Genomic DNA, 26,407 nt, shown 5'->3' with positions numbered 1-26,407 from the left:
TTCTTATTACAGAAAACAGGCGCTGACATATCTGTCGCTGTCAGCGCCCTTCCATTTCCGTACTATTCTTTATTCATATCTCAGCGCTTCAATAGGGTCCATCTTGGCTGCTTTGTTCGCCGGATAATATCCGAAGAATACTCCGATTCCTATGGAGAACAACAGCGATATGATGATACTGCTTGCCGATACGGACGCCTCAGAATCCATGAGCTGCGCTCCCAGTATTCCTCCTGCTATTCCCAACGCAATTCCGATAATACCACCTATCATACAAATGATAATTGCCTCTACGATAAATTGCAGCCGGATAGAACCGTTGGTAGCACCCAGTGCCTTTCTCGTACCGATCTCTCTCGTGCGCTCGGTAATGGATACGAGCATGATGTTCATAACTCCTATTCCGCCTACCACCAGAGCGATTCCGGCAATAACAGATATTGCAGTCGTTACCGTACCCATGATATCGGACATAGCGCTCACCAGAGATGCCATACTCGCCGCCGACACTTCGAAGTCACGGTTGTTCCTATAATAGGTGTTAAAATAGCTTTTCGTCGTGCCTGCAAACTGATCCGAATCCACCCCTGCCTGCGTAACTACCGTAAAACTGGTATACCCTGTTTTATGGTTCTTATCGAGCGCAGTCTTCAAAGGAATGTATACGTTGGTGTTAATATCCTTTTCCGATGAGGTAGAAAAAGTGAAGGCAGACTCCTCGTATTCGTATACTCCGACTACCGTATAATTTTCATACGATTCGTTTATATTCGTCTGGATCGTACTTCCTATGGCTTTCTCCACATCCCCCTGAAACATATTGTTCACCGCTTTTTCTGAGATAATGGCAACCTTATCTCCGTCATCCGTCTCTCTGTCGGAGAAAAAGCGTCCTGACAGAATCGTTAAGTCGTTGGCCACGAAATATCCCTGGCTCGCTCCCATTACCGATACGTTGGCATATAAATTCCCATCCTCAATCTGTCCGCTGCCGATGGTTTCGGACGCCGATAAGGCATATATCTCATTCGGATATGTTGCACAATAACTCTCCAGCATCTCCGTCGTGAAATAGTCTTCCTCCTTGGCGGATTTCTGCTGGTTACGTTCGCTGCCGAAGGTCATCCCTGTTTCCGTTTCCTCCTCCTCGTTCTCCCTCTGCTGTAAGCCCACTGTGATGTTGTTAGCTCCCATGGAGGACATAGAACTGGTGATGGAGGAGGTCAGGGAATTACCAACTGTCATAATAGCGATAACGGAAGCAATACCAATGATGATTCCCAGCATTGTAAGGAGCGCCCGCATCTTATTCGCTTTCAAACTGGATAACGCCAGCCGTACATTTTCTATGATAAGCATGCTCTTCCACTCCCCTTCCTTTCTCCGATAATCGAGCCATCCTTAAGCGTGATAATTTTCTCCGTTTCCTCTGCTAATTCCGGAGAATGGGTAATCAGCACGATGGTCTTGCCCTGCTCTTCGTGAAGTTGATGAAATAAGTCCATTACCATACGTCCCGTCTGGGAATCCAGTGCGCCCGTGGGCTCATCCGCCAGAATGATGGCCGGATCGTTGCACATGGCCCTGGCGATGGCAACACGCTGCTTTTGTCCGCCGGATAGCTCCTCCGGCAGATGGTGCATGCGATCTCCCATCCCCACCATGTCTAACAGCTCCCTCGCCCTTTCCACTCTCGCCTTTCTTCCCATACCTGCATAAAGCATGGGCATTTCTACATTTTTAATGGCATTAGTCCTGGCAATCAGATTATAGGTCTGAAATACGAAGCCGATTTTACGGTTTCGTATCTTGGACAGGCTCTCGTCCTTGGCCGCTATGACGTTAACATCGTCGAGAACATAGGAGCCCTCCGTAGGGCGGTCGAGGATACCGATAATATTCATCAGGGTAGATTTCCCCGATCCCGAGGCTCCTACAATGGAGACAAATTCTCCTTCCCGCACTGTCATCGAGATTCCGTTCAATATCTGCAGCTCATTAGGCTGTCCGACATAAAACCGCTTAATGATATCGTTAAGTTCTATGATTGGTCTTTTCTCCATACGTTAAAAACCTCCCATGGGTCCCCGCATGGACATAATACTTTCCAAATCGGTGCTGCTTTCCGGCGCTTTCACAACGACCTGCATCCCTTCGGCCAGCTCATCACTTTCCACTTCTACATAATAATCGCTTTCGATGCCCGTATTTATATAAACGAGTTCCGTATTCGATGTGGTTTTCGCACCCGCTTCACCCGATATGTTCGTGTCAGCGGCTGTTTGGGCAGGCATTGCTTCGCCGGTAACTACTTCCACATATTTTTTGCCTTCATCGTCAATCTGCACCGCATCATAAGGTACTGTCATGATGTTATCCTTACTTTCCAAAATGATACTGAGCTTTGCTGTCATATCCAGACGAAGATCATCGTTAGGAGTATCCACCGATATCTTGATGGTATAGGTAACGTCCGTTCCCGTAGTTTCCGTAGCTTTGGGAGCTATGTCGATGACAGTGCCTTCCAGCTGTGCATCACCCGTACCGTTTGTCTTGATCACGACCTTCTGTCCAAGCTCGATGTTACTGATGTCGTATTCATCAATTTCTGCAGACACCTCATAAGAGCTGGTATCCTCTATCGTCAAGATGGATTCCCCTTTATAGATGTCTCCGGCTTCTACATTGACTGCCGTCACAACTCCCGAAAAAGGAGCCTTCACAATGCAATCCTCGAGCTGCGTTTCATATTGCTTCACCTGCTGCTTATCGGTTAAGGATGACGTAGTTGCAGTCAGCTTGTCGCTCTTTAACCCGTCTTCCTTGACAGCAACCGTACTGGAATTATTTCTTGCGGAGTCCTCCTGGTTTCTTACTTGAGTATTATAAGCATCCAGCTTGCTGTCTGCCGTACTCTTTGCTGTGTCTACCGCTTTTTCATAAGTGGATTCGCCGCTTTGAGCTGTGGAATATTTCGTCTGCCAGCTTGCTGATTCCGAACTGTTTGCGCTATAAGCCGCGCTGGCTGAATTGTATTGCTGCTGCAAGGCAATCAAGCCGACGATTGCCTGCGTTACAGCATCCGTAGCCGCTGTATCTGCGTCCGTCACGAAATCAGAACCGCTTAAGTTGATCAAGTTATTGTTCTCGATGGATAATGCACTGAAATCATATGCTCCATAGGTACTCTTCAATCCGCCTACCGTAGAACCGAACTGCGAAGCGGCAGATTCCATACTGCCTTTTGCAGATTCTGCATTCGCCTGCCTAAGCTCCAGCTCCCCCTTTTTCTCAGAGGTAGTCTGCTTTGCATTGTCGTAATCATCCTCCGCCTCTTCCAGATCTGTCAAGGCCTCCAGATAATCGTTCCAAGCATCCGCAACATCCTGATTTGCGCGCTCCGCGTCGATATCCCTCGCTGTCTGCGCTTCCGCAAGGCTTCGCTGGGAGGAGGAAACCGAAATACCGGATTTGCCGCTGCTTGCGTTCAGAGAAGTCTTCGCATCCGCCAAACTGTCCTCAATGTCTGAGGAATCGAACGCAAGCAAGACATCGCCCTCGGAAACCGTATCTCCAACCTCTATGTTTACATCTTTTATCTCCACTCCTGACAAGTTTACGGTGATGCTCTTGCTTTCGTTACTTATCACTTTTCCTGTTGCAGAAATCGAACTTACAAGAGAGCGTTTTTCAACTAACGCCGTTTCCTGTTTATTCATTGCTGCCTGCACAGCTTCCATCCGCTTATTAAATTGCGCCCTGACTGCCAGTACGCCGATTGCTATCACGATAAGAATGCAAAGCAGTATCAACAACTTCTTGTGCTTTTTCATAAAATCTTTTACCTTTACCATCTTTAGAACTCTACTCCTTCCAAACTCCTGTGATTTTTCAAATGTCTTTTGACACTATACATGAAATGAATAAACCGAAAATAAACTAAATTGACATATAATAAAAATTTTACTTTGTTTATATAGAGTTTATTTTTTATGGTAGAATAGATAACACAAGCGATAAACTCGGAAGTGTTCACTGTGCAAAAAAGAGGAGGATTTTTCATGTTCCACATTATGGTCGTAGAAGATGATAAGCATACGTCAAAATTAATGCGCGCCATATTGACGCACGCAGGTTACGAGGTTTTTTCTGCTGATAACGGTCTGTCCGCTTTAGAATTGATGGACAAACAGCATATCGACTTAATCGTCTTGGATATCATGATGCCGCAAATGGACGGATATGAATTCACCAGGCAGCTTCGGGAAGTGGGGGACATGGTTCCTATTCTTATGCTGACCGCCAAGCAGCTTCCGGATGATAAGGTCAAGGGTTTTATCGTAGGCACTGACGATTATATGGTCAAGCCCGCTAACGAGGAGGAAATGCTCCTTCGTATCAAGGCTCTGCTTCGACGGGCCAAAATCGTAAGCGAGCATAAGCTGACTATAGGCAAAATTTCTCTGGATTACGATTCTTTTACTGTTACGAGGGAAGGGGAATCACAGACTCTCCCTCAAAAAGAATTCTATCTGCTCTATAAACTGTTATCTTATCCTGATAAGATTTTCACGCGTATTCAGTTGATGGATGAAATATGGGGAATGGATTCGGAAACGACAGATGCGACGGTAAATGTGCACGTTAACCGCCTGCGGAAAAAATTTGAGCACTATCCCGAATTTGAAATTGTTTCTATAAGAGGGATTGGCTATAAGGTGGTGAAGAAGTGTGAATAAGGTTATGGAAAAAATCTGTAAAATAAAAAAGGCGCCCCTCGCCCTGCGCTTTACCGTAATGGTTTTTATTATCATGGTCTTTTCTCTTGCAATTGTTTTTTTTATTGCGATGCTTCTCGTTCGCCTCGGGTTGCATCACTTTCGCTCCGCTATGATGCCCTTTCTTCTTCTGGCTTTGCCTTCTATTTTTGTCGGCACTATATTATCTGTTATTTTCAGCCGCATATTCCTTTCTCCCTTCCGCAAAATAATTGTGGCTACCGATAAACTGGCAGCAGGAGACTTTTCAGTGCGCCTTGATTTGAATGAGGACAGCCCGGAGCTGATGAAGTTGAACGAAAGCTTTAATCATATGGCGGCGGAGCTCGGCAATATCGAGATGCTCCGGGCCGATTTTATAAACAATTTTTCTCACGAGTTCAAAACGCCTATCGTTTCCATGAGGGGCTTTGCGAAGATGCTGAAATATGAGAACTTATCACAGGAAGAACGTAACGAATATCTGGATATCATTATTTCGGAGTCCGACCGGTTGTCGGATCTTGCTACCAATGTGCTGAATTTGTCCAAAATAGAAAATCAGACCATTTTATCGGATCAGACCACCTATAATGTGAGCGAGCAGATACGCCGGGTGGTGGCTCTCCTGGAAAATAAATGGAACGCCAAGCACATGGAGATTTATTTGGAGTGTGAGGAAATTAACATCTACGCCTGCGCGGAACTTCTCTGGCAGGTATGGCTGAATTTACTGGATAACTCCATTAAATTTTCCCCGGAATATTCCGTCATAGAAGTATCGATAAAGCAGGAGGCTGCGGAGACAGTATTCCGCTTCGCAGACCAAGGCTGCGGAATCGCGGAGAAATCCCTTGCCCGCATCTTCGACAAGTTCTATCAGAGCGATACCTCCCATACCACGCAGGGAAACGGGCTGGGGCTTACGCTGGTACAAAAAATATTAAGCCTTCACCGGGGCTCTATCTCCGTGCCTGTTACCGGCAGCAGCGGTACTACCTTCGAGATACGGCTTCCTAATATATCGTCCTCAAATTAACCAGTGCAATGGCTAAAAGCAGAGCTTACTCTTTCGCTCCCTCTTCCGGGGAGAACGAAGCAAACAGGTCATACAATTCCGGCAGAACCTTTTTTAGGGAAACCAGACGCTTTTTGTTGGAATCAAAATAGCAGTGCCTGCTTTCTCCCACCGCCCTCAGCTTACCGCTTTCCACATCGGTAATTTGATAGCGAACCGTCATTTGTACCGGCGTTAAGGACGCAAAGGATACCCGTATCTCCACAATATCATTGAAGCGAACCATGGATTTGTACTCGCAGGATACACCAAGCAATGCAAAGTCGATTCCGGAGCTCACGGCGCGGTCATAGCCGAACCCTATCTGCTCCATAAAATCCACCCGGGCTTCCTCAAGCCAGTGAATATAATTTGCATGATGAATAATACCCATCTGATCCGTCTCATAATAATGTGCTTTTCTGGAATATGGCTTAATGTTCATGGAATATGCTTCCTTCTCTTAAATTATAGTCTGTTGGAACTACACAATGGACACTTTGCAAGTTCGCGTCCAAGCCACAAAAAAACTTCTATAGTTATGCCCCAAGGTTGATATATCCCGAATTATATTCAGAACATGTTTGTCATAAATACCAGCAGGTCGGCGTGCTAGGCAGGAAAGACCCTTTCTAAGGCTTCCTCTCTACCCGACACAAAAAATAAATCCTTTCCGTTATTGCATTCATAAATGAAATCGTGCAGGGACTTACTCGTATAAGCAGAAAAATCCCCTATGATTACGAGCTTAACTCCGTAATTGACATATTTCTGCGCGATTTCTCCTGCAAGGCGCGTGCTCAAATCGAAGAACTCTTCCTTAATATTCGCCTTGTCCAACAAAAAGATATCACAGTCCACCTCGTATCTCACTGTAGCCATTAGATCCAGAGCCGATTGCGTGTCGGTAATGACGGGCTCATTGGTATGGATATAAACGGCTGTTTTTTCGCCTTCACTTATTTTTTCTAACTGTATTTCTCCTACCTGTATAAATTCTGTCTGCATCATGCCTATCTCCTCTTCTTCATTATTTACAAGCATAACCAATGTTAAAATTGGTTAAGAACCTAAAACAGCAAGATGTAAATGCATATAATCGCCTAATAACATAAACTCACAGCAACGCGGGCCAGAATTTGTGTTACGCTCCAAAATGTATCACATACTTTTGCCTGTTAATTGCCTCCTGTATTTTATTTGCCAGGGCAATCAGATGTTCATCTTCATTTATTCTCTTATCTGAAATGACAATATCTTGTAACGCGGGTAATGATTCCGGCGGAATCAATGTTACCCCATGTCTTGCCAAACCATAAGCAGGGCAGCTTAGGCTATGAAAGTATGTCTTCATCAATATCAGCCTATCGTACCAATCATCTATATACAAACTATCATCAATTAAGATACAATGATACTTTTCAGGCTCATAATTAGAATAGTCTTTGTTTGATTCAATATTCTCCACTATGCCGAATTCCGTTTTTATCATGCCACACCGCCCTATAAGTTCCGACTAAGCAAACAGCCAACTTAATCGGAATTCCTTTTTTTAATTCCTAAAACCATATATCTGATGATTGGTATCCGCTTAACTATTTCAATCAGCGGAGGCAATATGATAATTACCCCGAGTAATATTATAATATAATTAATCATAAATGGTAAATCCAAATAAGTAACAATGAAATAGCCCAAAAGTAATTCTACTACATAATGTAAAATATAAAAATTAAAATTATTTCTGGTCATATATTGTGTAAACTTATTTTCGAAATTCAAAAGCTTATTTCCAATACCTAAAATTGATACTATACCAATCCATAAATAAATATTAGTGAATAAATCATTCAGCACATTGTTATCTGCGAAATTTTGACCATAATATGTCGCTACATACACAATTCCAATTACTATTGATGCTATAGCGAGAGGTATTGATATTTTTTCCAACTTTATAATTAGTTCCTGATTGGAGAAAACATAATATCCGAGCAACATCATAAACAAATATATACCAAATCTATATACCGTTATTAAAGGAGTGTTTAATATAAATGAGCTTCCCCATACTAAAAATACCATTGCAAATAATACCGGTAAGTTTATTTTTCTGCTCATTTCAGTTAACTTATCTTTCTTATCTATTTTCCTTATTAATACGATCAGTAAAGATCCTATAAATAAAACATGGCAAAACCATAATGGTCCTATTCCCGCCAAACAATAAACGAGATATTTTATGATTCCAGGTATCTTATCTCCATTTCCTGCAAACATATCTACATATTGATTCGTAATCACAGATGAAATCCAACCATAAATAAATATGCCGAGCAAGGAAGGCACTAATATCCTCTGGGCACGGTCTTTTATAAATTCTTTACCGCTCCTTTTTTCCAGAGAATATCTGATTGAAATACCCGACACTACAAACAGCAAACACATAAACCAGGGATACACAAATATTAGAAATGTATCCATAACAGGTATTCCTTTTACATTAATATTTGAGATAACTCCGCTATTATTAAATAAATATATAATATGATAAATAATTACTAGAACAACTGTAATCCATCTAATATTATCTAAATAATTCAATCTCTTATTTTCCATTATCGCCACCCAGGATTTCATCGCTCATGCTTTCAATTACATCTGATTTTACAATCGCTATTCCTTTTTGTTTATCGCATAATACAATAATTGAATCACCTGGCTTTATATTGAACATATCTCTTGCCTCTTTTGGAATGACTATTTGCCCTTTTTCTCCAACTTTACAAATTCCTATATATTTATCTTTTTCCACAATTTACTCCTCCAAGTTTTACTAGTTATACTTTTCATACTTATCATACTTTATATATATCTCCAAGTCAATCGTTATCTGCAAAAGGAACAAAAGTGTGCTTCATACACTCTCGCGACCGAGTACTTAGGCAGCGCAGCTTTTGTTCCGCGCGCGTAGCTGCGCATCCATCAGTTCTGTGATAGGAACTATTTTTCTATTGCATGAAAAATGCCCCGATTAGGTCATAAAGCCATTATCGAGGCGCTTATCTCATCACTTTGTATCGTCTTATGTACTATTTTGTCTTTCCTAAAAATATTTATCGTATTCTCCGACAGGAAAGGGCTTCTCTAACCCCAGCACTCTCGGCCACAGACCGGTATCCGCAATAATAAAACCCATAATCATTCCCATATGGCTGTGCAAGTGCCGAAACTGTGCCAAAATCAAAGTAAATCTATCATATTCGCAATCCTGCGGCTTCGTACTCAGTTCTTCATCCGAAAGCCTTGAAACGTAGGTTTCAATTTTCTTCTCGACAGCCAGAAAATAACTGCTTATCTCTTCCCGCGAAAGGCACCTGCAAGAAAATGCATCCAGATTATTCAAATCTTTCTCATGTATGTCCGGCTCCGTATAGTCTTTGTCTCTCGGGTTGATATACCATAGGTCCAGGGAGTGAAGCATGTGATAGATGTGCTTCCAGCAAGGCATTTCACAGTATGCTTTGTCCCATAGTTCATCCGGCACACAATCAATTACATTCTTTACTTCCCACAGCGCACGGCGCGTTTGATTCGCTATCACTTCTGCCAATGACTTTTTCTCCATATCCTTTTGCCCTCCGAATTTACTTGAACATAAGAAGCCGCTTTATTTTTATTCGTGATTATACTACATCCGTCTAAAAATAAAAAGCAGGAAAATTTTTTATATACCGGAGCAGGTCTGTCCGTTATATTAGCCTGCTGGCCGCTGCCACATCAAGCAGCACTTCACAGTTAGGATGAAGCTGGATGACGGAGGCCGGAATGTCTGTGGTGACAGGGCCGCGCACCGCTTTTTCGATGATTTCCGCCTTGCTCTCGCCCTTGGCTATCAGCACAATTTTTCTCGTTTGCATGATATCCACGATGCCCCTTGTCAGGCCTCCCAGCGGATAGTCGTCAGGGACTTTCGTCTCCCTGCGCACCTTTTCTTCGAAAATAGGGTCCATGGGAGATACCCACGTATGGCGCTCGAAGGGTGTGCCGGGCTGGTTGATACCAATATGACCATTCCAGCCGATGCCAAGCATCTGCAAATCCGCTCCGCCGCGTTCCTGCAAAGCGTTTTCGAACTTCGTGCATTCTACATCGAAATCATCGGAAAAGGTGGGCGGCATGAGGAAGTTCTCATCAGAAATTCCCAGATTCCTGATAATCTGCTCATAAATCATCGTGTAGCAGCTTCCCGGATAGGAACGGTCCAGGTTAGTAAGTTCGTCTACATTGAATATGGTTACCTTCGACGTATCGAAAGGATATTCCTTATAAATGTCACTGACAATCCGGTGCATATTCTTCGTCGTCTGTCCTGTAGACAGGCCGATGACGGCACTGGGTTTTTCCAGCATTTGTCCAATGATGCGCCATGCTGCCGCTATATCGAAATCATGTTCCGTTTTCATAACTGTGATTTTCATTTTAAAAATCCTCCCTATCTTCCGCTGTATAATCTGCCGCCAGCCAGAGCCACCGACCTGCCGATGATGTCCACACCTCGCGGTACGTGGCGTTGTTGCCCTGAGGCCAATAGGGTATATCCCCATTGGCAAAGGTCTCGATTCCAACCGGAAGCTCACCCACGCTTGCGCCCGGAAAAACTGCATACTGAGCCGGATACCGGCTGCCTGCCCCATACATGAGGGACTGTCCGAACGGATTCTTGCCAAATATCCAATAAAGCTGCTCCCTTCCTATCTGAAGAAGCTCCTCATCGCCGAAGTAACGGCCCAGCAAAGATGCCGCCTTGCCCTCCGCCAGCATTACCGCCGTATTTCCCCTGAAGGAAAACCAAACAGGGAAATTGCGCAGTACATAACCCTCCGCCACCGGCGCTGCGTTAAAAAGCTGTTCTTTGCAGTTCTCTCTTTCCTGCTCATAGGAGCACATCAAATGGAGATATGGGAATACTTTTTCATCCTCGTATTCATCCGCTTTATGAATTCCTGCAGGGAGCATTCCGTAAGGAGCGGTATTTCCTGCGATAGCCTTTATATACCTTCCATAACTCTTCATGGCATCTTCCCACAAGGGCCGCTTCGTCGACCTTGGCTGTGAACGGCAGATTTCCGTCAGCGCCTGCATGAACTGCTGCTCTCTGGATTGATGATTGAAATGTACAATCGTCCGGTGGTCTTCCTCCCGATAGAAGAAACCGCCAAAGGGAAGCCCTGCAGCTCCGTTTTCCTGACATTGCAGCAGCTTATCACACCAGCTTTGTGCCGCATTTGCATATTCCTCTTCGCCCGTCGCTTCATATAAATAAGAAGCCGCCCATACGATGACCGCATAATATTGAGAAAGTCCCGAATTATAAGTGTGCTCAAACATCTGCACCGCTTCTACGCCAAAATCTTCAAAGTGCCTCTGCGCAAAGGCGAAGTCCTCCTTCGCTGCCTCCAGGCTGCCAAGAGCCAAAGGGCCGTCCTCTTCCTTAAGCTGTAGATATGCATAGGCTTCAATGGCTGCGAACAAGAAATTTTCATAGGCATGATTGTACACTCTGGCCTCCACATCATCCATATCGCCAGCCAAATTATTGGTCCATCTCGTAGCCCCTGCGCTGGTGGCACGGTAACCGTCCTTAAACCGGGTCCTTAAAATAAAATCCAGTCCCCAACGCGCTTCCTCCACAATTCTTTTATATAAAAGGGGGTTTTTCTCCCGATAGCCTGCTGCCGCTTCCAAAAGGGCATGTACCACCTCTCCGGTCTGTGCACTCTGCTGGGAAACGTCCCCTGCGTCGTGCCAGCCGCCTGAAAAGGACATGGTAAGCCCCTCATGCCTCGCCGCAATATCCTGATGGCAGGTTCCATGCTTTCCCGGAATAGGCATTCCACACCGCTGTCCGTATAGGAAATTCAGCACCCGCCACATATTCTCTTCCATCAAATTGTCCGTAATATCAAAGCTCTGGCTTCGTACTTCACCTGCCTGAAGATAATAAGTACCTTCGCCGCTCACCTCAGAAAAATCAAGTACCTGGAAACGGCCGTTTTTATTTTCTACCGGCCTCACCGTCCCGTGATATACGCTCTCTTCTGTCTTCTCATCAATTACCTCGAAAAAATCCGCCGTCAGGTTAGCCACAGCGCTTTTTTCTCCTGCCGCAAAATAACCGGCACTGGATAATACGATGCTGTCCTTCGCGCACTCCCAGCCAAGCTCCGTTTCAGGATTCTCCACCTGCTCAAAGGCAATGTCCTTATAATAGTAGGTAAGGTCTTCTCCCATAGCCACATCCTGTCCGCACAGTAAAACATAGAACTTTAGCTCCGTCACCTTATCTCTGGGAAGAGAAGGAAATTCCCAAAAGCATTCATTCCATTCCATGTTATTCAAATCGAACGTTGTAAAACCTTCCCTCATGTAGCGGTCCGGTATCTTCTGCTCCCCGTCATTTCTAATTCCCACATTCAGATGGACAACCTCCGCTCCCTGCACCTGCGGATAAACCCAGAAATGCAGTCTGCTGTAACCGGTCAGATTCTCTCCCCGAAACGGAAAATGTACCTCGGCCGTTCCGAAATTGCTGTAATCACCATCTGCCGGCGCTCCCTCAGGCCAACGGTCGCTGCGAAGAGCAGATGTAATGCTCACGCAGATTTCCCCTTCCTTTGCCACGACCCGCAGGCTTCCCTTTTCTCCTGCAGCCGGAGTGCTTGTCCATCCTCCCGCCGCCCATACTTCCTTTCGGTCAAGCACCTTCTTATTCCTAAATTCTGCTTCCAATGACCTTTCTCTATGAAGAGGCAGCATAGAATGAATATATAAACTGCCCTCTACTTCCCTTCGGAATTCTTCTCTCATCGATTGCCTCCTTTTATGAGCAGCATCCCCAGGGTAGCTGCTCCGATCAGTCCCGCATACCGCAGGTCGAAACTGGAAAATATTACGCCGCCAGTCACGCCCCGCATCGTTTCGGGAGAAAGATATCGATTCACCTTCTCCATCAGCCATCCGTCGCTGATAACGCCTCCGCCCAAAATAACCGTATCCGGGTCGCTGGCCCTCACGAGATTCATTATAACACAAGCCAGTGCTTCCGCCGCGTATTCCGTAATTTCAACACATTCTTTCAGCCCTGCGTCCGCACCTTGAAACAAGCGCACCACATCCGCTCTTTTTCCGGCATTCAGAAGCTCCGGCAACCCGTATGATGTAATCTGTCTCGTAAAACCGATGCCGGAAACTACATTTTCCACACAGCCTTCCCTGCCGCACACACAAGACTCTTTTCTGCTTAAATCCACCACCATATGTCCGATTTCTCCCGCGTTGCAGTTAGCTCCGCGCATAATCCTTCCACCGCATACAAAGCCCGCCGCCAATCCTGTACCCACGTTCAAATAGATGAAATCCGACGACGTTCTGCCTTGTCCTAGTATAAGCTCTGCCGCAGTGGCGCTGCGTACATCGTTATCCACCGCACAGGGCACTCCAAGCTTATCGGCTATCATCGCCGCAATGGGAACCGGAGGACCGGTAATCTCGTGGTTCATGGAAACCCATTCTCCTCTTTTATTGTCCACGATTCCGACAATACCAAGTCCTGCCGCCTTCAGATTGCCCTGAATGCCCATCGCTTTTATATAATCCGTTAGATCGTTCAGAATAGCCTCCGCAACCTCCTTTTGCTCGCTTAATCTTGTATCGTACCGCTTGCTGCGCAGAACATGGCCTTCCTCGTCCAGTTCTCCGATCAGCAGCTTTGTTCCGCCAAAGTCCAATCCCAAATAGGTATCCAAAACACTTCCTCCTCGTATTATATAGTCATAGCTTTTCTTTACCAATTCTCCGGTATAAGCTATGCTGATTTTAGATACTGTGGATTAGTTTTTTCCTCCTACCACTTGATGGTTTAAGTTAGGCTCTAACCACAGTCTCTTTGTATATTTGTTAATCAGTTAGATACCGCATGACGGTTTATTTTGTACGAGGTTACAATCGCAGAGAGCACCCGTGGTCTAAAACAGTATCAAATACATTTAAAGGAGTTTTTCTATGATATACGCTGGAATTGATGTTGCCAAGAATAAACATGATTGTTTTATCACTAACTCGGATGGAGAAGTGCTCTTTAAAGCTTTTACCATTCCAAACAACCGCGATGGTTTTGATGAACTCTATCAGAAGATTTCTTCCGTTACCGATGATTTAACCAAAGTAAAAGTAGGGCTTGAAGCCACTGGACACTACAGTTATAACATCTTGGGGTATCTTCTTGATAAAGGTCTGACCACCTTTGTTATCAACCCGTTACATACCAATCTTTACAGAAAAAGTCTAAGTCTCAGAAAGACGAAAACGGATAAAGTGGATGCCCATACGATTGCTACCATGCTTATGTCTGATGTGAACTTAAAGTCCTACTCAGACACATCTTATCACAATGAGGAACTTAAGTCACTTACCCGCTACCGTTTTGATAAAGTAAAAGAACGGGCAAAACTCAGGACTTCCATTTCCCGTCTGGTTTCCATTCTTTTTCCCGAATTGGAAAGCCTGGTTCCCACTCTTCATATGGCTTCTATTTCCGCTTTGTTAAGCGAATTTCCAGGTGCCTTGCAGATTGCTTCTGCTCATCTTACCAGACTGACCAATCTGCTTTCTGTTACTTCCAGGGGACATTATGATCGGGACACCGCCATTTTATTCCGGGAAGCTGCCAGAATCTCTATCGGTTCAACTATGCCAGCAAAATCTCTGGAACTGAGACATACCCTAAAGCTGATTGGTGAATTAGATGCCGAGATTGATGAAATCGAATGGGAAATCAAACGGATTATGGATGACCTCCATTCTCCCATTCTTACCATTCCCGGTATCAGTTACCGTATGGGTGCTATGATTCTAGCTGAAATCGGCGATTTCTCCCGTTTTGATTCTCCCGATAAGATTCTTGCCTATGCCGGATTATCTCCATCCACCTACCAGTCCGGACAGTTGGAATCCGCTTATTCCCATATGGAAAAACGTGGTTCCAGATATCTGCGTTATGCACTTTTTAATGCCGCCAAATTTGTCTGTAACTGGGATCCTGTATTTGCAGCCTATCTTGCCAAAAAGCGGGCAGAGGGCAAGCATTATAATGTTGCGGTTTCCCATGCTGCAAAAAAACTGGTCAGGATTATTTATCAGTTGGAAAAATCGGGACAGGCTTACGCTAAATCATCTTAACTTTTCTGTTTGAAAATCTCCTTTTTGAGCACCTGCAAAGATGCTCTATTTGTCATGCAGTTATCAAGGTTCTAAATATCATTTTTCTATATTGAAATGCATTTCTGCAAATCATTCAAAAATACCATTTTAAGACTTGACTTTTAATAGTTAGTCTAACTTTTCTTTCCATTATTCATTATCTTCATGCTGTCAGCGTGGATGTTCTCATCTCCACCAACTAAAATCCGGACTAATAATTTTTCATTTAAAGCTTTCTGTAAACGTTTTCTGAAAACCTTTACATTTCTATTTTCAATATACTACCGAGATTTAAAGATGTCAATCATATTCTCCTGCTTTTACTCCATATATTCACTCCTTTTATTCGCGTTTTGTTGAGATAATACAATTTGACAGCACAGCTATTGTTCCGCGCGCGTAGCTGCGCATCCATTTGTTCTGTAATAGGAGCATTTTCCTGTTACAGAATTAAAAAGATACCGGTACACCCGCTTTCAAAAGCGGTGCACCGGTATCTTTATTAAAATCAGAAAAACTCAATATTTATGGAAGGGTAATTTGCTGTCCCGGTCGAATCCTGTTCGCATTGGCAATTCCCGGATTCGCTGCAATCAAATCCTTAAGCTTCACTCCGAATCTTGACGCGATATCCGATAATGTATCCCCTTTCATAATCGTATACATTCCTCCCACCTTCTCCGCAGGCAATGTCTTTGTGACAGTAACCAGATACTCGCCGCCGCCCGTAATACCGAACATCGCCTGCCCGTTATCTGTGATGCGGAAAGATCCAAGATATTCCATCTGCTTCCGCTGCTCGTTGTAACGGTACAGATTTGCATAATTGTTCGCATTTTCCGCCCCAAGAGCCAGATGCATATTTACGACCATACCGAAGCTGTCCCGGCTCACTACAGAAATCTGTCTGCTTGTTACGGTGTTTTGCACTTTTTCATCGATTAAAGCTGCCGGAGCCACTGACTTGCCTTGACGCACCGTTAGATTCAGTCCCCCTGTTTTTACCGTTTTCAGCATGTTCTCTCCGCTGATACTGAAGGCGAGATTCTCTCCGGTATGCATTGCCAATGTCATCTGCTTTTCGCTCAATATCTGTATTACATCGAAAGGCACTATAATATGATTGCCTGACAGCACATTTTTTACCGGTGCTTTGCCGTTGATATAGCCGCCCGCTGCCTGACTTCTCAGCTCAGAAGCAATACGGTTCCAGTCCACCATTACCTGCGGACTGCCGCTTCCGCTTCCCGAAGCAGAGGATGAGCCGCTGCCCGATACGCCGGCCGATATATTGGTTCCCGGCTTGTTCGTTTCAGGGGTAACCGGTTTCTCCGGTTCCTTGCCCGAGTCTGTAACTGCAAAGATTGCACATCCACCATCTGCTGCGCTCGGAAGCGTTATCTGTACGCTGCCGTCCGCCGCTATCGTATATCCGTTCCCACTGTACAGGTCAGTAACGGCATCTCCTGCCTTGCCCATATTAAACTTCACTTGCTGTACCTGGTTCTTCGTCTGCAGAGCGACATACAAATCAGTTCCGTTGTAGCTTCTTTTAAAAATATCATATCCATCTTTTTCGGATACCAGTATGGTACTGCGGCTGCCCTTTGCAAAGACATCACTATATTCCTGTCTTATAGAAAGCAATGTCCGGTAATGGCTGAGCATGTCATTATCGTCATTTGCTATTGACCAGTCGAAATCATAACGGTTCGTCTGGTAAGGATAATTGTTAGCTCCGGTTAGTCCTAATTCTTCTCCATAATAGATAACCGGCTGTCCTTTGGAAGTAATCTGAAGCGCTGCCGCAACTTTCATCGCGTCATAGCTGCTTTCCTCACTCATTCCCATTTCCGTCTGCAGGCGATATCTGAGTCCATCCTCATCATGGCTGCTAAGAAAGCTTCCCATCATGGCAGTATTATCGATCCCTTCGCTTCTATTACCCAAGAAGGTCTCTACCTCACTTATCTTTCCGGTCGTGAAATCGATGGCCTTGTCATTAAAATCGAAATCCAGCAGAGAGTCCATCTCGCCGGTCCGAAGTTTTCCTGCGGAGGTGGCATAGCCCGCTCCCGACTGCTCTCCGATCATCTTGAACTCCGGATCGATCAAGGTCAATGCATTCTTGAAAGCTGCCCAGGTAGTATCTTCTACATGCTTTACCGTATCCACCCTGAAGTAATCGATATTGAATTCCGATACCCATGCGCTTTGCCATGCAATCAACAGGTTACGTACATCCGCATCCTCCGTGGCAAAGTCGGGCAAGCCTGCCAGACTGTCCAGTACTTCACTGCCGCTTACCGTGTTCTGCGCATTTCTGATCATTCCCTTACCCGGCAGTTTTTCATTGAAATATCCTGTAATATTCGTTCCATTGGTATTGTAACCGGTGTGGTTCAGCACTACATCCACCATCAGCTTCATTCCTCTGCGATGCAGTTCATCCACTAAAGTACGCAGATCGGCTTCGCTGCCCAGATGAGGATTCAGCTTTTCGAAGTTACTCGCCCAATATCCGTGATATCCATAGGACTTGACGCCCGCCACATCCGTCGTCAGACCGTCTGCCATATAATTTTCCACGATAGGAGTGATCCATACCGTATTGACTCCGAGCTCCTTCAAATAATCGAGCTTCTGTGTAAGTCCTGCGAAGTCTCCGCCATGATAGCTGGAGCTTCCGTTCACGCCGGTGTTATAATCTCCGATGCCGTCAGCATCGTTATTCGCCGCATTGCCGTCAAAGAAACGGTCCGTTACCGCAAAATAGATTACCGCCTCGTCCCAGTCGAAATCATTTCCCTTTTCCCGGGCTTTTATTTCCACCTCCGCACTTCCGGTATATATATTTCCGTACTGATCTTTAACCGTTACCGGAATAGCCGCCCTGCCGGCCGCCCTGCTATAGCGCACGCCAAAGGATAGTGCCATTAGCTCAGGGTCTACCGAGGTCTTTGTACCGCCCAGACTGCTTAAGTCTGCCGTTATCTCTGTTGCCTCCATGCCCTCAATTGGCTGTCCCTGGTCATCGGTCAGCTCTATGATCAGCAAATTGTTGTCATTGTAGTCCATACTCGCGTACGCCAGGCTCGTCCCTACCTGCGCCGCAAAAGAATGGTATTCATATACGGACATAAGCCCGGAAGCATCTGTCTTCGTATTGTAAGCATCCAGCTTCCGCTCATTATCTATGAAATAGCAATAAGTATGTTCTCCTTCTGTCAGGCTGTTGTGCACATAGACATACCGCTCATTCTTCGTATCGTAGGTCATATTATAAATAGTATCTGCGCTCTCCTCCCCCGGCACACCATCAATGCATACTTTTACTTTGCCTGCAAGCTCTTCCTGTCTTCCATCACGGAAAAGAGCATTGTCGCGGTAGTAGAAACTCACACTGCCGGCCGCCGCGTCGATCTCATAGCCGATATTATATGGCAGTATCTCCGTTATGCCCTTGTTCTGTACAAATCTGGCCTTTGCTATCGTCTGGTCCGCAGGAATCTTAACGGAATGATCCCCGCCGTCCTTCTCGGCCCAGGGATTGTCCGTCTCACTGTAGCGCACACAGAAGTTCAGTTCCGCTACCGATTTCGTTACCGGCACTTTGGCGACAGCCTTGCCATCCGCTATCTTTTCAAAGGGTACGGTTACCTCTGAGCCATAGCCGCTGTTCCATGTATAAATATTCCAGTTGTCATAATCCCCGCCCGGCCTCGTATATTCTACCACTACGTAACGGTCTTCCTCCGATATGGCGGAAAGATCAGGACATTCCGTATAAGCGGTGGAATCGCCGAATATCAGATACAAATTTCTCGCAGTATCCACACCGGTAAAATCATGCCCTCTCGTTACGTCCTGCCATCCCCAGTCTACTGCTCCGGGCGAATATTTCTTGGGAATAACGCTCAGGTTATTAAAGTTCAAATCTAACTCAGCCTTAAGCCATGTATGTCCTTCTATTGTTTCCTGCCCGGTAAAGTGATATTCCGCTCCCGGCACTCCGCCGTCTTCCCATATCCAGAGAGCAGCATCCTTTTGTCCGGTATGCCTGGTATCATAGTAGTAAATATTGTATGTGTAATAGCCGTCCGGCAGCTGCGCCACGGTAAATGTGCTGTTACCACCAGCCTGAGGGGCTGTATTCGCCGGATCGTTTATCCAATTGCCATTTACCACATATTTATACGAGTACGTCCCCGGTTCCAGGCGAAGGGTCATGGACCAAAGGCCGGAAGAGGCGTCATAATCCGTCATATATGCGGCATCTTCCCCGTCCGGTTTCCAGCCATTCATATCGCCGGCCAGAACTACCGTATCGGTAGATGCTCCCTTGTAATAAAAGGTGACAGTTTTTCCGTTTACTACTGGACTTACCACATCCGGTATATATCCATTCGTTAACGTATAGGTACTATTCTCCCCTGTCCCCATATTCAGAGGATCCTTCTGCCAGGAGCTTCCATTTATGATGAATTTATATTCATAAATACCATTTTGCTGTTGTGTCAGCGTAACGCTCCAATATCCGGTGGCGCCGTCATAAGTCAAAGGGCGGGCTCCGGCCGCCCAATCAGTCATATTACCGGCCAGCTTCACTTCGCTTGCCGTAGGATCATAATAGTAAAAGGTCACGCTGCCGCCATCTTCTATTACCGGACTCTGCTTCGACGGATCAGCTTCCGGTGCGGCGCCGCTGACGGTAAACGTATCTGTATTGCTGTTGTAGTACGGCATCGGGTTACCGCCGACGCTCAGCTCATAGGTATACGTGCCGTTCAGCACTCCTGTGGTCGCGGAGTATACGGTAGGATAATTGGCATCCTGGGCAAATCCTACTTCTTCACTTTGTTCTTCGCTATCCGTATAGGTAACCTTTATATCTCCCGCCGCTTCACCAGAAGAAGGATAATAATAGAACGTAACCGTTCCATTTGCATTTGTTTTGGGATTCCTGATAATCTGGGGATTAGCGCCGGATGCCGATTGGTTGGGCTGGTTTATCCATCCTGCTTCTGCATCCCCGGTTTTCTTTACCATAATTCCGTATTCATAGTTTTTTCCGGCATCCAATCCCGTGGAGGTCACACTCCAGAAATCGTTTTCCGCCTTGTTCATGTAAAAATACTGTCCCCAGGAAGTATCCCAGGAACCCTTGACATACACTTCCTCCTCGGTTCCATCCCCCTGATAATAAAAGATAACTTGTCCGTCCGACTCTATGGTCGGCACCAGATTGGCACCCTTTTCAGCCGCTTTGGCAGGCAATGACGGCAGCATGGACAGTATCATTACAGATGCCAGCAAATAACTAATTAATCTTTTACACACGCTTTTCATTGTCTTCCCCCCTTCAACTTTGAACATAAGAACCACACCTCTCCCTTTCCTTCTTTTGATAAATTCTATTTTCGTATATTTTCGTATATAATTATAATATTATAGCATTATTAAAACAATTGTTTAATTTTCAAGAATCATCTTTATATATTTTAGTGTTTTGTTACAAAAAAAAAGTGGTTTTTATATTATTTCACTTTTTATTTATATCTATTTTTTTCGAAAATAAATACTACGTATAAAAGTAAATGATGATTTCAAACTTTTACAAGTATTACTATCAGGCTTATCACACCATCGGGGTCCGCATCGAAACAGAAATTACGTTTGCACACATCGAGCGTACTCTCCGTCCAATAAAGTCTTACAATAAACTAACGATATCATGTGGAGTTTACCGATTGAAAACTGTATTTCCCCATGATAAAATATAGTAGGCGAGGAGGACTTTATGGATAAAAATATTACAATCATACAAATTGCGGAAGAGAGCGGAGTCTCCATCGCGACCGTCTCTCGCGTCTTAAACAACACGGTTCCCGTATCGGCAAAGACGAAGGAGCGCGTTCAGAAGGTCATCGATAAATATCATTACACCCCTAACCCGCTGGCACAAGGGCTTATCCTGAAGCAGACGAAGACACTTGGCGTTATCGTTCCCGACATCACCAATCCTTACTTCTCCACGCTGTTTTCCGAAATCGAATGGGCTGCCCACCAGTCAGGCTATTCGGTTATTTTATGTAATACAGCATTTTCAGCGGTTTCCTTCGCTTCGGGCGAACGCCGGAAGGAAGAAACTTACTTTCAGATGATTTTAGATAAAAAAGTGGATGGAGTCATCATTGCCGGAGGGCAAATCGACTTATGTGAAATCGGCGACAGCTACATAGAAGCCCTGAAACGTCTCGCTTCTACCGTGCCCGCCGTAGTAATCGGGAGAAAGCTCCCCGATATTCCCTGCACTTTCGTGAATAAGGAAAATGACAGCGGAATCGTCACGGCCATTCGCTATCTGGCCTCATTAGGTCATAAAAGAATTGGTTTCGTAGGAGGCGAACGGGAAGTCTACATTACAGAATCCCGTCTGGATGCCTATCACCGCACACTTTTAGAATTGAAGCTGGAGGATGCACCGGAGTTCGTTGCTACCTCCGACTATTATATGGCCGACGGCTACCATGCCGCCTTGCAGATTCTTGACTGCGGGACCCCTGTTACCGCCTTGCTCGCAATGAACGACAACGTATCATTGGGCGCACTGCGCGCAATATCGGACAGGCTGCTCTCCGTCCCCGGGGATATCTCCTTGGTAAGCTGTGACCGCTTTTATGACGGCGAGTACTTAACCCCCCGGCTCACCAGTCTGGACCGTCACAACGATTTGCTGGGCCGCCATGTTATCAAGCTGCTGCTTGACAAGATACAGGGGCTGCCTGCTCAGGATGCCGTCGATTTTTCACCGGAACTTGTAATTTGGGAAAGCAGCGGACCCGCACACCTCTGATACGGAGGAAATCCCCTGAAAAGGCCGTGCAATCCTTCATATTCCTTGCTGAACAAAAGTGCGCTTCGCACACTCTCGCGACCAAGTTCTTTGGCAGCACAGCTTTTGTTCCGCGCGCGTAGCTGCGCATCCACTTATACTGCAATAGTTCCTAATTACAATACCAAAGGTACCCCCAAAAGCTATAAAGCGGCTTAGGAGGTACCTTATTTAAGTCTCATCATAAGAGAATAATAAAAGAATATAAATACGACTATAAAATGTCTCAAACCACATCACTGGGATTCGCAAAAAGCAAAGATCCACTAACGGATAAAGTTAGTCGCCACATACGGTTCATACTGCGGCAGCATCAATCCCTTTTCACGTGCGGCCTGCACGCTCTTCAAAAGCCATGCCATATTCTCTCCGAGGGTCCGCATGGTTTGCAATCCTTCCTCATCCTTTCTTACATCCTCCGGCGTAAAGCCATGTACCTGATTCCAGTACTGAGAGGAGACCACGGGCATATTGCTGATGGTAAAGTATTTATTCAGGCGGTCAAAGGCAGCGCTGGCACCACCACGACGGCAGGACACAACAGCAGCGGCGCATTTACCTGCCATACGGTCTCCTCCGCTGTAGAATAACCTGTCGAGGAAGGCGCAAAGCTGTCCGGCGGCGCTGGCATAGTAAACAGGGGAGCCTACAACCATGCCATCATATTCATCCAGTCTTTCCAACACTTCATTTACCTTATCATTAAAAATGCAACGGCCGGTTTCCTCGCATTTCCCGCAGGCAATACAGCCTGCCACCGGCTTGGTACCAAGATATAATATTTCCGTTTCTACTTTATTCTTCTCAAGCGTACCTGCAACCTCCGACAGTGCGGTGTACGTGCAGCCCTTCTCATGAGGACTTCCGTTAATAAGTAATACTTTCAAATTACAACCTCCTTCACTTAAGTGATTTCATCAAAAGACAACTTTTATTTCACTAATGCATCTGCGCCGGTCAATCGCGAAACAGGCTCACAACACCACTTCTTGTAAATGCGCAGCATAAAACATTACTCTTAACTATAATTTTAATACAAAAGAGAAAAACTTCAAGTACTCACATTCTAGTCATATACTATCCAAAAAGAAAGTGAAGAATATACTCAAAAATAAAAACGTTTTTTCTCAAAATCGTATATAACTTCATCTTCTCACAATATTTATTGATAGTGTTTCCATAGCAACAATGATATAATATGTCTAAGGGGCAGAGACATTTACTTATTCGATAACTTATTGCAGGAGGGCGACAAATGATGTTTAAAAATCTATCGATTAGAAACAAATTGCTTTTAATTGTGTTACCTACCATTTTGGGATTATGTTTGCTGCTGTTCTTATTTGACAGTACCGTCAATTCCACCTATAAACGCAGTCGGGATATTTTTTATGTTAATCTATATATGACACACGTAAGCCTGCTGAGCAGCGACAGGGATTTCTATCAAGCCAACGAAGCCGCATTACGCATTAACTCCTTGGATGCTTCCGACTCTGAACAGCTCACAGATCTAAGGGCCGTATACAAAGAAAATGCGCAGCAGACAATCGACAATGCCAATAAGGTTGCGGAATATCTGCAAAACGATTCACAGTTAATGGATTATTACACTCCTCACATTCTTTTCGCACTGATTAACGGCTCTGAAAACGCCGATGATCCGGAGGGGTTCCTGCAAAAGGATAAAACAGTAAAGGATCTTTTGGATGAGTTTAACACGAATTTCGCTATCTGGCAGTCCGCTTATAACCCGGAGACAGGGGAAGGGGACTTTCATATGATGGACGAATCTTTTGATACAGCAAGAGAGTGCCTCAATGAGATGCAGGATTTGCTCACTCTGTATAGTGACTATAGCTCCACCCAGTTGGAGCAAGAGATTCAGTCCCAAATCCTCTGGGTAACCTCGGCAGCTATCTTTTTTATCGCGGTAATTATGATCCTCGCCCTAATAACTATACGTTACTTAAGAAAGCATATCAATGAGATAACCGATAGCATGAACGAACTGGCAAAAAAGAACCTTGCACAGGATACTCTTTCTTTAAACAGCAAGGATGAGCTGGGAATTCTATCCTCTTCCTTCAATACTGTGCTCGCTTCCCTGCAGGAAATCGTAGGGCAAATAAGTGTCGCCTCCCTCGAAATAGGCAGCTCCTCCCAAACAATGGTAAGAAGCACCGATGAGGTCAGCGTTGCCACGGGAGAAATCGCAAGAGCAATTGAAGAAATTGCAAGCACTGCCACCTCTCAGGCCACAGATACGGAACAGTCAGCATCAGAAATTGTGAATTTAGAAGAAGTCATCGGACAGAGCGCCGAAAGCGGCGCACTTCTGGCAAAAGCTTCCAAACAGATAAACAAAGCCGGGATGGAAGGATTAGATGTGGTAAACGGCCTTACCGAGATCAATAAGAACAGTCAGAAAATTTTCTTGGGGATATTGGAAGTCATAGATAAAATAAATACCAGCGCCGACCGGATAGGGGAAGCCAGCTCTCTCATTTCGGAAATCGCAGAGCAGACCAACCTTCTCTCCCTGAATGCCAGCATTGAAGCTGCCAGAGCGGGAGATGCAGGCAAGGGCTTTGCCGTGGTCGCCGATGAAATACGCAAGCTCGCAGAACAATCTGCCGAGTCCGTAGGAACCATTAACGCGATGCTGAAGGAATTACAAGAAAATGCTGCCTTGGCAAAGGAACAGAGTTATTTGGCAAGGGATACGGTACAGGTACAGACCAAGAGCGTAGATGATACGAAGAACAAATATACGGCTATCGCCAACAACCTGGAGGTCATCAACACACAAATCGATGCGTTAGAAAGTATCAACGACCGGATGAACTTAAGCTGCAACAATGTGGTGTCGCATATTAGTAACCTTTCCGCCAGCGCACAGGAAAATGCTGCTACTACAGAGGAAACCTCCGCCGGTTCTGAGGAAATTCTCGCATCCATGATTTCTATTGCCGACCTCAGCAACAATGTAAATGACCGCATCAAAGAATTGCAGGTCTTGGTAGCAGGCTTCAAGACGTCATAATCTAAATAAGAATATAAGGTTTTAATATTTAAAAGGCGGGGAAATCCTGACAGCTCCACTGCTTACTGTAAGCAGATGCATGTCACCTTTGGGGTTTCCTCGCCTTTATAATTTAATGCTCGTGAGTGTGGTGCAGGTCCGGGGTGTGAACATGGGTATGTACCATTTCTTCGTGGATATGAGGATGACTGTGCTCACCCTCTACCGGATAATCGTGAGTATGGATATGATGTCCATCATTATGATTATGCCTATGCTCATGATCCGATTCATGATGTACATGGGTGTGCTCATGTTTCTCAAACGCCGCCAGGTATGCCCCTGCCGCCATAATAACGGCCGCAACAGAAAACGAAAGAGTCAAATCCTGACCGAAAATCATAAACGACAGGAATACACCAATAAATGGCGAAACAGCATAATATGCACTTGTGCGCGCTGCCCCTAACTCCCTTTGCGCGCGGATGTAAAAGAAAATGCTAAGTCCATAGGACACAAATCCAAGCAAAAAAGAAAAAGCGATATAAACCCCGTGAAAAATGATTTCGGATGAGACAGCCGCTATAAGAAGGGAGCCAAAGCCCGAGCCGAAACCCTTGATAATGACGATTTCAAATGGGTCTTTTAGCGACAGCATCCGCGTACAATTGTTTTCAAAGCCCCAGCAGACGCAGGCTAGCAATATGAATAACGAGCCTATGGAAAAGGAAAATGTACTAAAATCCTCAACAGATAAAATCATGCTCGACGCGGTGATGAGGAATATGGCTATCCACATTCTTTTCCCTATCGCTTCCTTAAAAATTGCTAAAGCAATCACCGCCGTTGCCACAATCTCGAAATTATTCATCAAAGACGCGTTCGCCGATGTGGTAAGGCTTAGACCGAGCATAAGAAAAATCGGGGCCGCAATGTCCAGGGCTATCATTCCGGCTACATAAGGAAGCTCGTTTCTCGTAATTTTCGCTTCCTTCTGTTCTGACCTCTTTCCTCTTAACAGATTTACGATAAGCATCCCTGCTCCGGCACCCAGATAGAGAAGCGATGCCATGAATACGGGAGAAAGCTCTTCTAATAAAATTTTTGAGACGGGAGCGCTGATTCCATAGCAGACTGCCGCCAGAATTGCCATAAATATTGCTGTTTTTTTCATATGCTGTTACCTGATCTCCTCTTTACAAAAAAAGATTTTTCCGCAAACATTTTAGCCCAGGACTTATCTGGGAACGTCTTTTCCCGCTCGGTGAGATGAAACGTGCTGTCTTCCAAAGTTATCTGCTGATTACTGTTTGCTAGAAATGCCATAAATGTCACCTTGTTTTTCGATATCATTATTATACCAGAAAAATGAGTGTTTTTTCATATCGTGTTAATTTTTCAAGGTACAAATT

20 protein-coding genes are annotated in these 26,407 nt (G+C 45.1%); 5 read left to right on the top strand and 15 right to left on the bottom strand.

Going from position 1 to position 26,407, the window contains the following annotated elements; all coding sequences use genetic code 11:
- Positions 1–69: 69 nt before the first annotated feature.
- Genes CC90_RS0117990 through CC90_RS0117980 form a run of 3 tightly spaced genes read right to left on the bottom strand, consistent with a single transcriptional unit; the run spans position 70 to position 3,854 of the window.
- The gene (locus CC90_RS0117990) at positions 70–1,359 is read right to left on the bottom strand and encodes an ABC transporter permease (RefSeq protein WP_031392104.1); all 1,290 of its coding nucleotides are present in this window, start codon (positions 1,357–1,359) and stop codon (positions 70–72) included.
- Positions 1,347–2,063, bottom strand: coding sequence for an ABC transporter ATP-binding protein (locus tag CC90_RS0117985; protein WP_031392103.1), 717 nt, complete (start codon positions 2,061–2,063; stop codon positions 1,347–1,349). The genes CC90_RS0117990 and CC90_RS0117985 overlap by 13 nt, the downstream gene beginning before the upstream one ends.
- A gap of 3 nt (positions 2,064–2,066) precedes the next feature.
- Complete coding sequence (locus CC90_RS0117980) at positions 2,067–3,854, bottom strand: HlyD family efflux transporter periplasmic adaptor subunit (protein ID WP_031392102.1); 1,788 nt, start codon at positions 3,852–3,854, stop codon at positions 2,067–2,069.
- 207 nt (positions 3,855–4,061) lie between these two features.
- Here CC90_RS0117980 and CC90_RS0117975 point away from each other — a divergent pair, with 207 nt between their 5' ends.
- Complete coding sequence (locus CC90_RS0117975) at positions 4,062–4,739, top strand: response regulator transcription factor (RefSeq protein WP_031392101.1); 678 nt, start codon at positions 4,062–4,064, stop codon at positions 4,737–4,739.
- Positions 4,732–5,796, top strand: a complete 1,065-nt coding sequence (locus tag CC90_RS0117970; RefSeq protein WP_242843333.1) for a sensor histidine kinase — start codon at positions 4,732–4,734, stop codon at positions 5,794–5,796. The genes CC90_RS0117975 and CC90_RS0117970 overlap by 8 nt, the downstream gene beginning before the upstream one ends.
- Positions 5,797–5,821: 25 nt before the next feature.
- Here the strand turns inward: CC90_RS0117970 and CC90_RS0117965 are convergent, their stop codons facing one another.
- The 9 genes from CC90_RS0117965 to CC90_RS0117925 form a co-directional block, all read right to left on the bottom strand.
- Positions 5,822–6,259 carry an acyl-CoA thioesterase gene (locus tag CC90_RS0117965; protein WP_031392099.1) on the bottom strand — a complete coding sequence of 146 codons (438 nt, stop codon included), beginning with the start codon at positions 6,257–6,259 and terminating at the stop codon, positions 5,822–5,824.
- Between the two features lie 167 nt (positions 6,260–6,426).
- The gene (locus tag CC90_RS0117960) at positions 6,427–6,825 is read right to left on the bottom strand and encodes a DUF4180 domain-containing protein (protein WP_242843332.1); all 399 of its coding nucleotides are present in this window, start codon (positions 6,823–6,825) and stop codon (positions 6,427–6,429) included.
- Positions 6,826–6,958: 133 nt separating this feature from the next.
- Entirely contained in the window at positions 6,959–7,306 is a 348-nt protein-coding gene (locus CC90_RS0117955; RefSeq protein ID WP_031392097.1) for a hypothetical protein, read from the bottom strand.
- A 41-nt stretch (positions 7,307–7,347) separates the two neighbouring features.
- Positions 7,348–8,433, bottom strand: coding sequence for an acyltransferase family protein (locus CC90_RS0117950; RefSeq protein WP_108702653.1), 1,086 nt, complete (start codon positions 8,431–8,433; stop codon positions 7,348–7,350).
- A complete protein-coding gene (locus tag CC90_RS0117945; protein WP_031392095.1) occupies positions 8,423–8,629 on the bottom strand; it encodes an AbrB/MazE/SpoVT family DNA-binding domain-containing protein in 207 nt (68 codons plus the stop codon). Before CC90_RS0117945 ends, CC90_RS0117950 begins: the two co-directional genes overlap by 11 nt.
- A 291-nt stretch (positions 8,630–8,920) precedes the next feature.
- Positions 8,921–9,442 carry a DinB family protein gene (locus CC90_RS0117940; protein ID WP_031392094.1) on the bottom strand — a complete coding sequence of 174 codons (522 nt, stop codon included), beginning with the start codon at positions 9,440–9,442 and terminating at the stop codon, positions 8,921–8,923.
- A 124-nt stretch (positions 9,443–9,566) separates the two neighbouring features.
- Positions 9,567–10,295, bottom strand: a complete 729-nt coding sequence (locus CC90_RS0117935) for a 6-phosphogluconolactonase (protein ID WP_031392093.1) — start codon at positions 10,293–10,295, stop codon at positions 9,567–9,569.
- 1 nt (position 10,296) lies between these two features.
- Positions 10,297–12,684: a glycoside hydrolase family 9 protein gene (locus tag CC90_RS0117930; RefSeq protein WP_031392092.1), complete on the bottom strand. Its 2,388-nt coding sequence runs from the start codon at positions 12,682–12,684 to the stop codon at positions 10,297–10,299.
- Positions 12,681–13,622 carry an ROK family protein gene (locus CC90_RS0117925; RefSeq protein ID WP_031392091.1) on the bottom strand — a complete coding sequence of 314 codons (942 nt, stop codon included), beginning with the start codon at positions 13,620–13,622 and terminating at the stop codon, positions 12,681–12,683. Before CC90_RS0117925 ends, CC90_RS0117930 begins: the two co-directional genes overlap by 4 nt.
- Positions 13,623–13,878: 256 nt before the next feature.
- Here CC90_RS0117925 and CC90_RS0117920 point away from each other — a divergent pair, with 256 nt between their 5' ends.
- Entirely contained in the window at positions 13,879–15,054 is a 1,176-nt protein-coding gene (locus tag CC90_RS0117920; RefSeq protein ID WP_031392090.1) for an IS110 family RNA-guided transposase, read from the top strand.
- Between the two features lie 546 nt (positions 15,055–15,600).
- Here the strand turns inward: CC90_RS0117920 and CC90_RS22605 are convergent.
- Positions 15,601–20,451: an alpha-amylase family glycosyl hydrolase gene (locus CC90_RS22605; protein ID WP_081906048.1), complete on the bottom strand. Its 4,851-nt coding sequence runs from the start codon at positions 20,449–20,451 to the stop codon at positions 15,601–15,603.
- A gap of 424 nt (positions 20,452–20,875) precedes the next feature.
- Between CC90_RS22605 and CC90_RS0117910 the strand changes: the two genes are divergently transcribed.
- Positions 20,876–21,931 carry a LacI family DNA-binding transcriptional regulator gene (locus CC90_RS0117910; protein ID WP_031392088.1) on the top strand — a complete coding sequence of 352 codons (1,056 nt, stop codon included), beginning with the start codon at positions 20,876–20,878 and terminating at the stop codon, positions 21,929–21,931.
- A gap of 305 nt (positions 21,932–22,236) precedes the next feature.
- Here CC90_RS0117910 and CC90_RS0117905 read toward each other — a convergent pair whose 3' ends face one another.
- A complete protein-coding gene (locus CC90_RS0117905) occupies positions 22,237–22,857 on the bottom strand; it encodes a flavodoxin family protein (RefSeq protein ID WP_031392087.1) in 621 nt (206 codons plus the stop codon).
- 368 nt (positions 22,858–23,225) lie between these two features.
- Here CC90_RS0117905 and CC90_RS0117900 point away from each other — a divergent pair, with 368 nt between their 5' ends.
- Positions 23,226–25,016 carry a methyl-accepting chemotaxis protein gene (locus CC90_RS0117900; RefSeq protein ID WP_031392086.1) on the top strand — a complete coding sequence of 597 codons (1,791 nt, stop codon included), beginning with the start codon at positions 23,226–23,228 and terminating at the stop codon, positions 25,014–25,016.
- Positions 25,017–25,128: 112 nt separating this feature from the next.
- Here the strand turns inward: CC90_RS0117900 and CC90_RS0117895 are convergent, their stop codons facing one another.
- A complete protein-coding gene (locus tag CC90_RS0117895) occupies positions 25,129–26,169 on the bottom strand; it encodes a DMT family transporter (protein WP_031392085.1) in 1,041 nt (346 codons plus the stop codon).
- Between the last annotated feature and the right edge of the window lie 238 nt (positions 26,170–26,407).

The sequence above is a fragment of the Kineothrix alysoides genome (genome assembly GCF_000732725.1).
Lineage (GTDB): Bacteria > Bacillota > Clostridia > Lachnospirales > Lachnospiraceae > Kineothrix > Kineothrix alysoides.
This window is presented reverse-complemented; position numbering and strand designations above follow the sequence as displayed.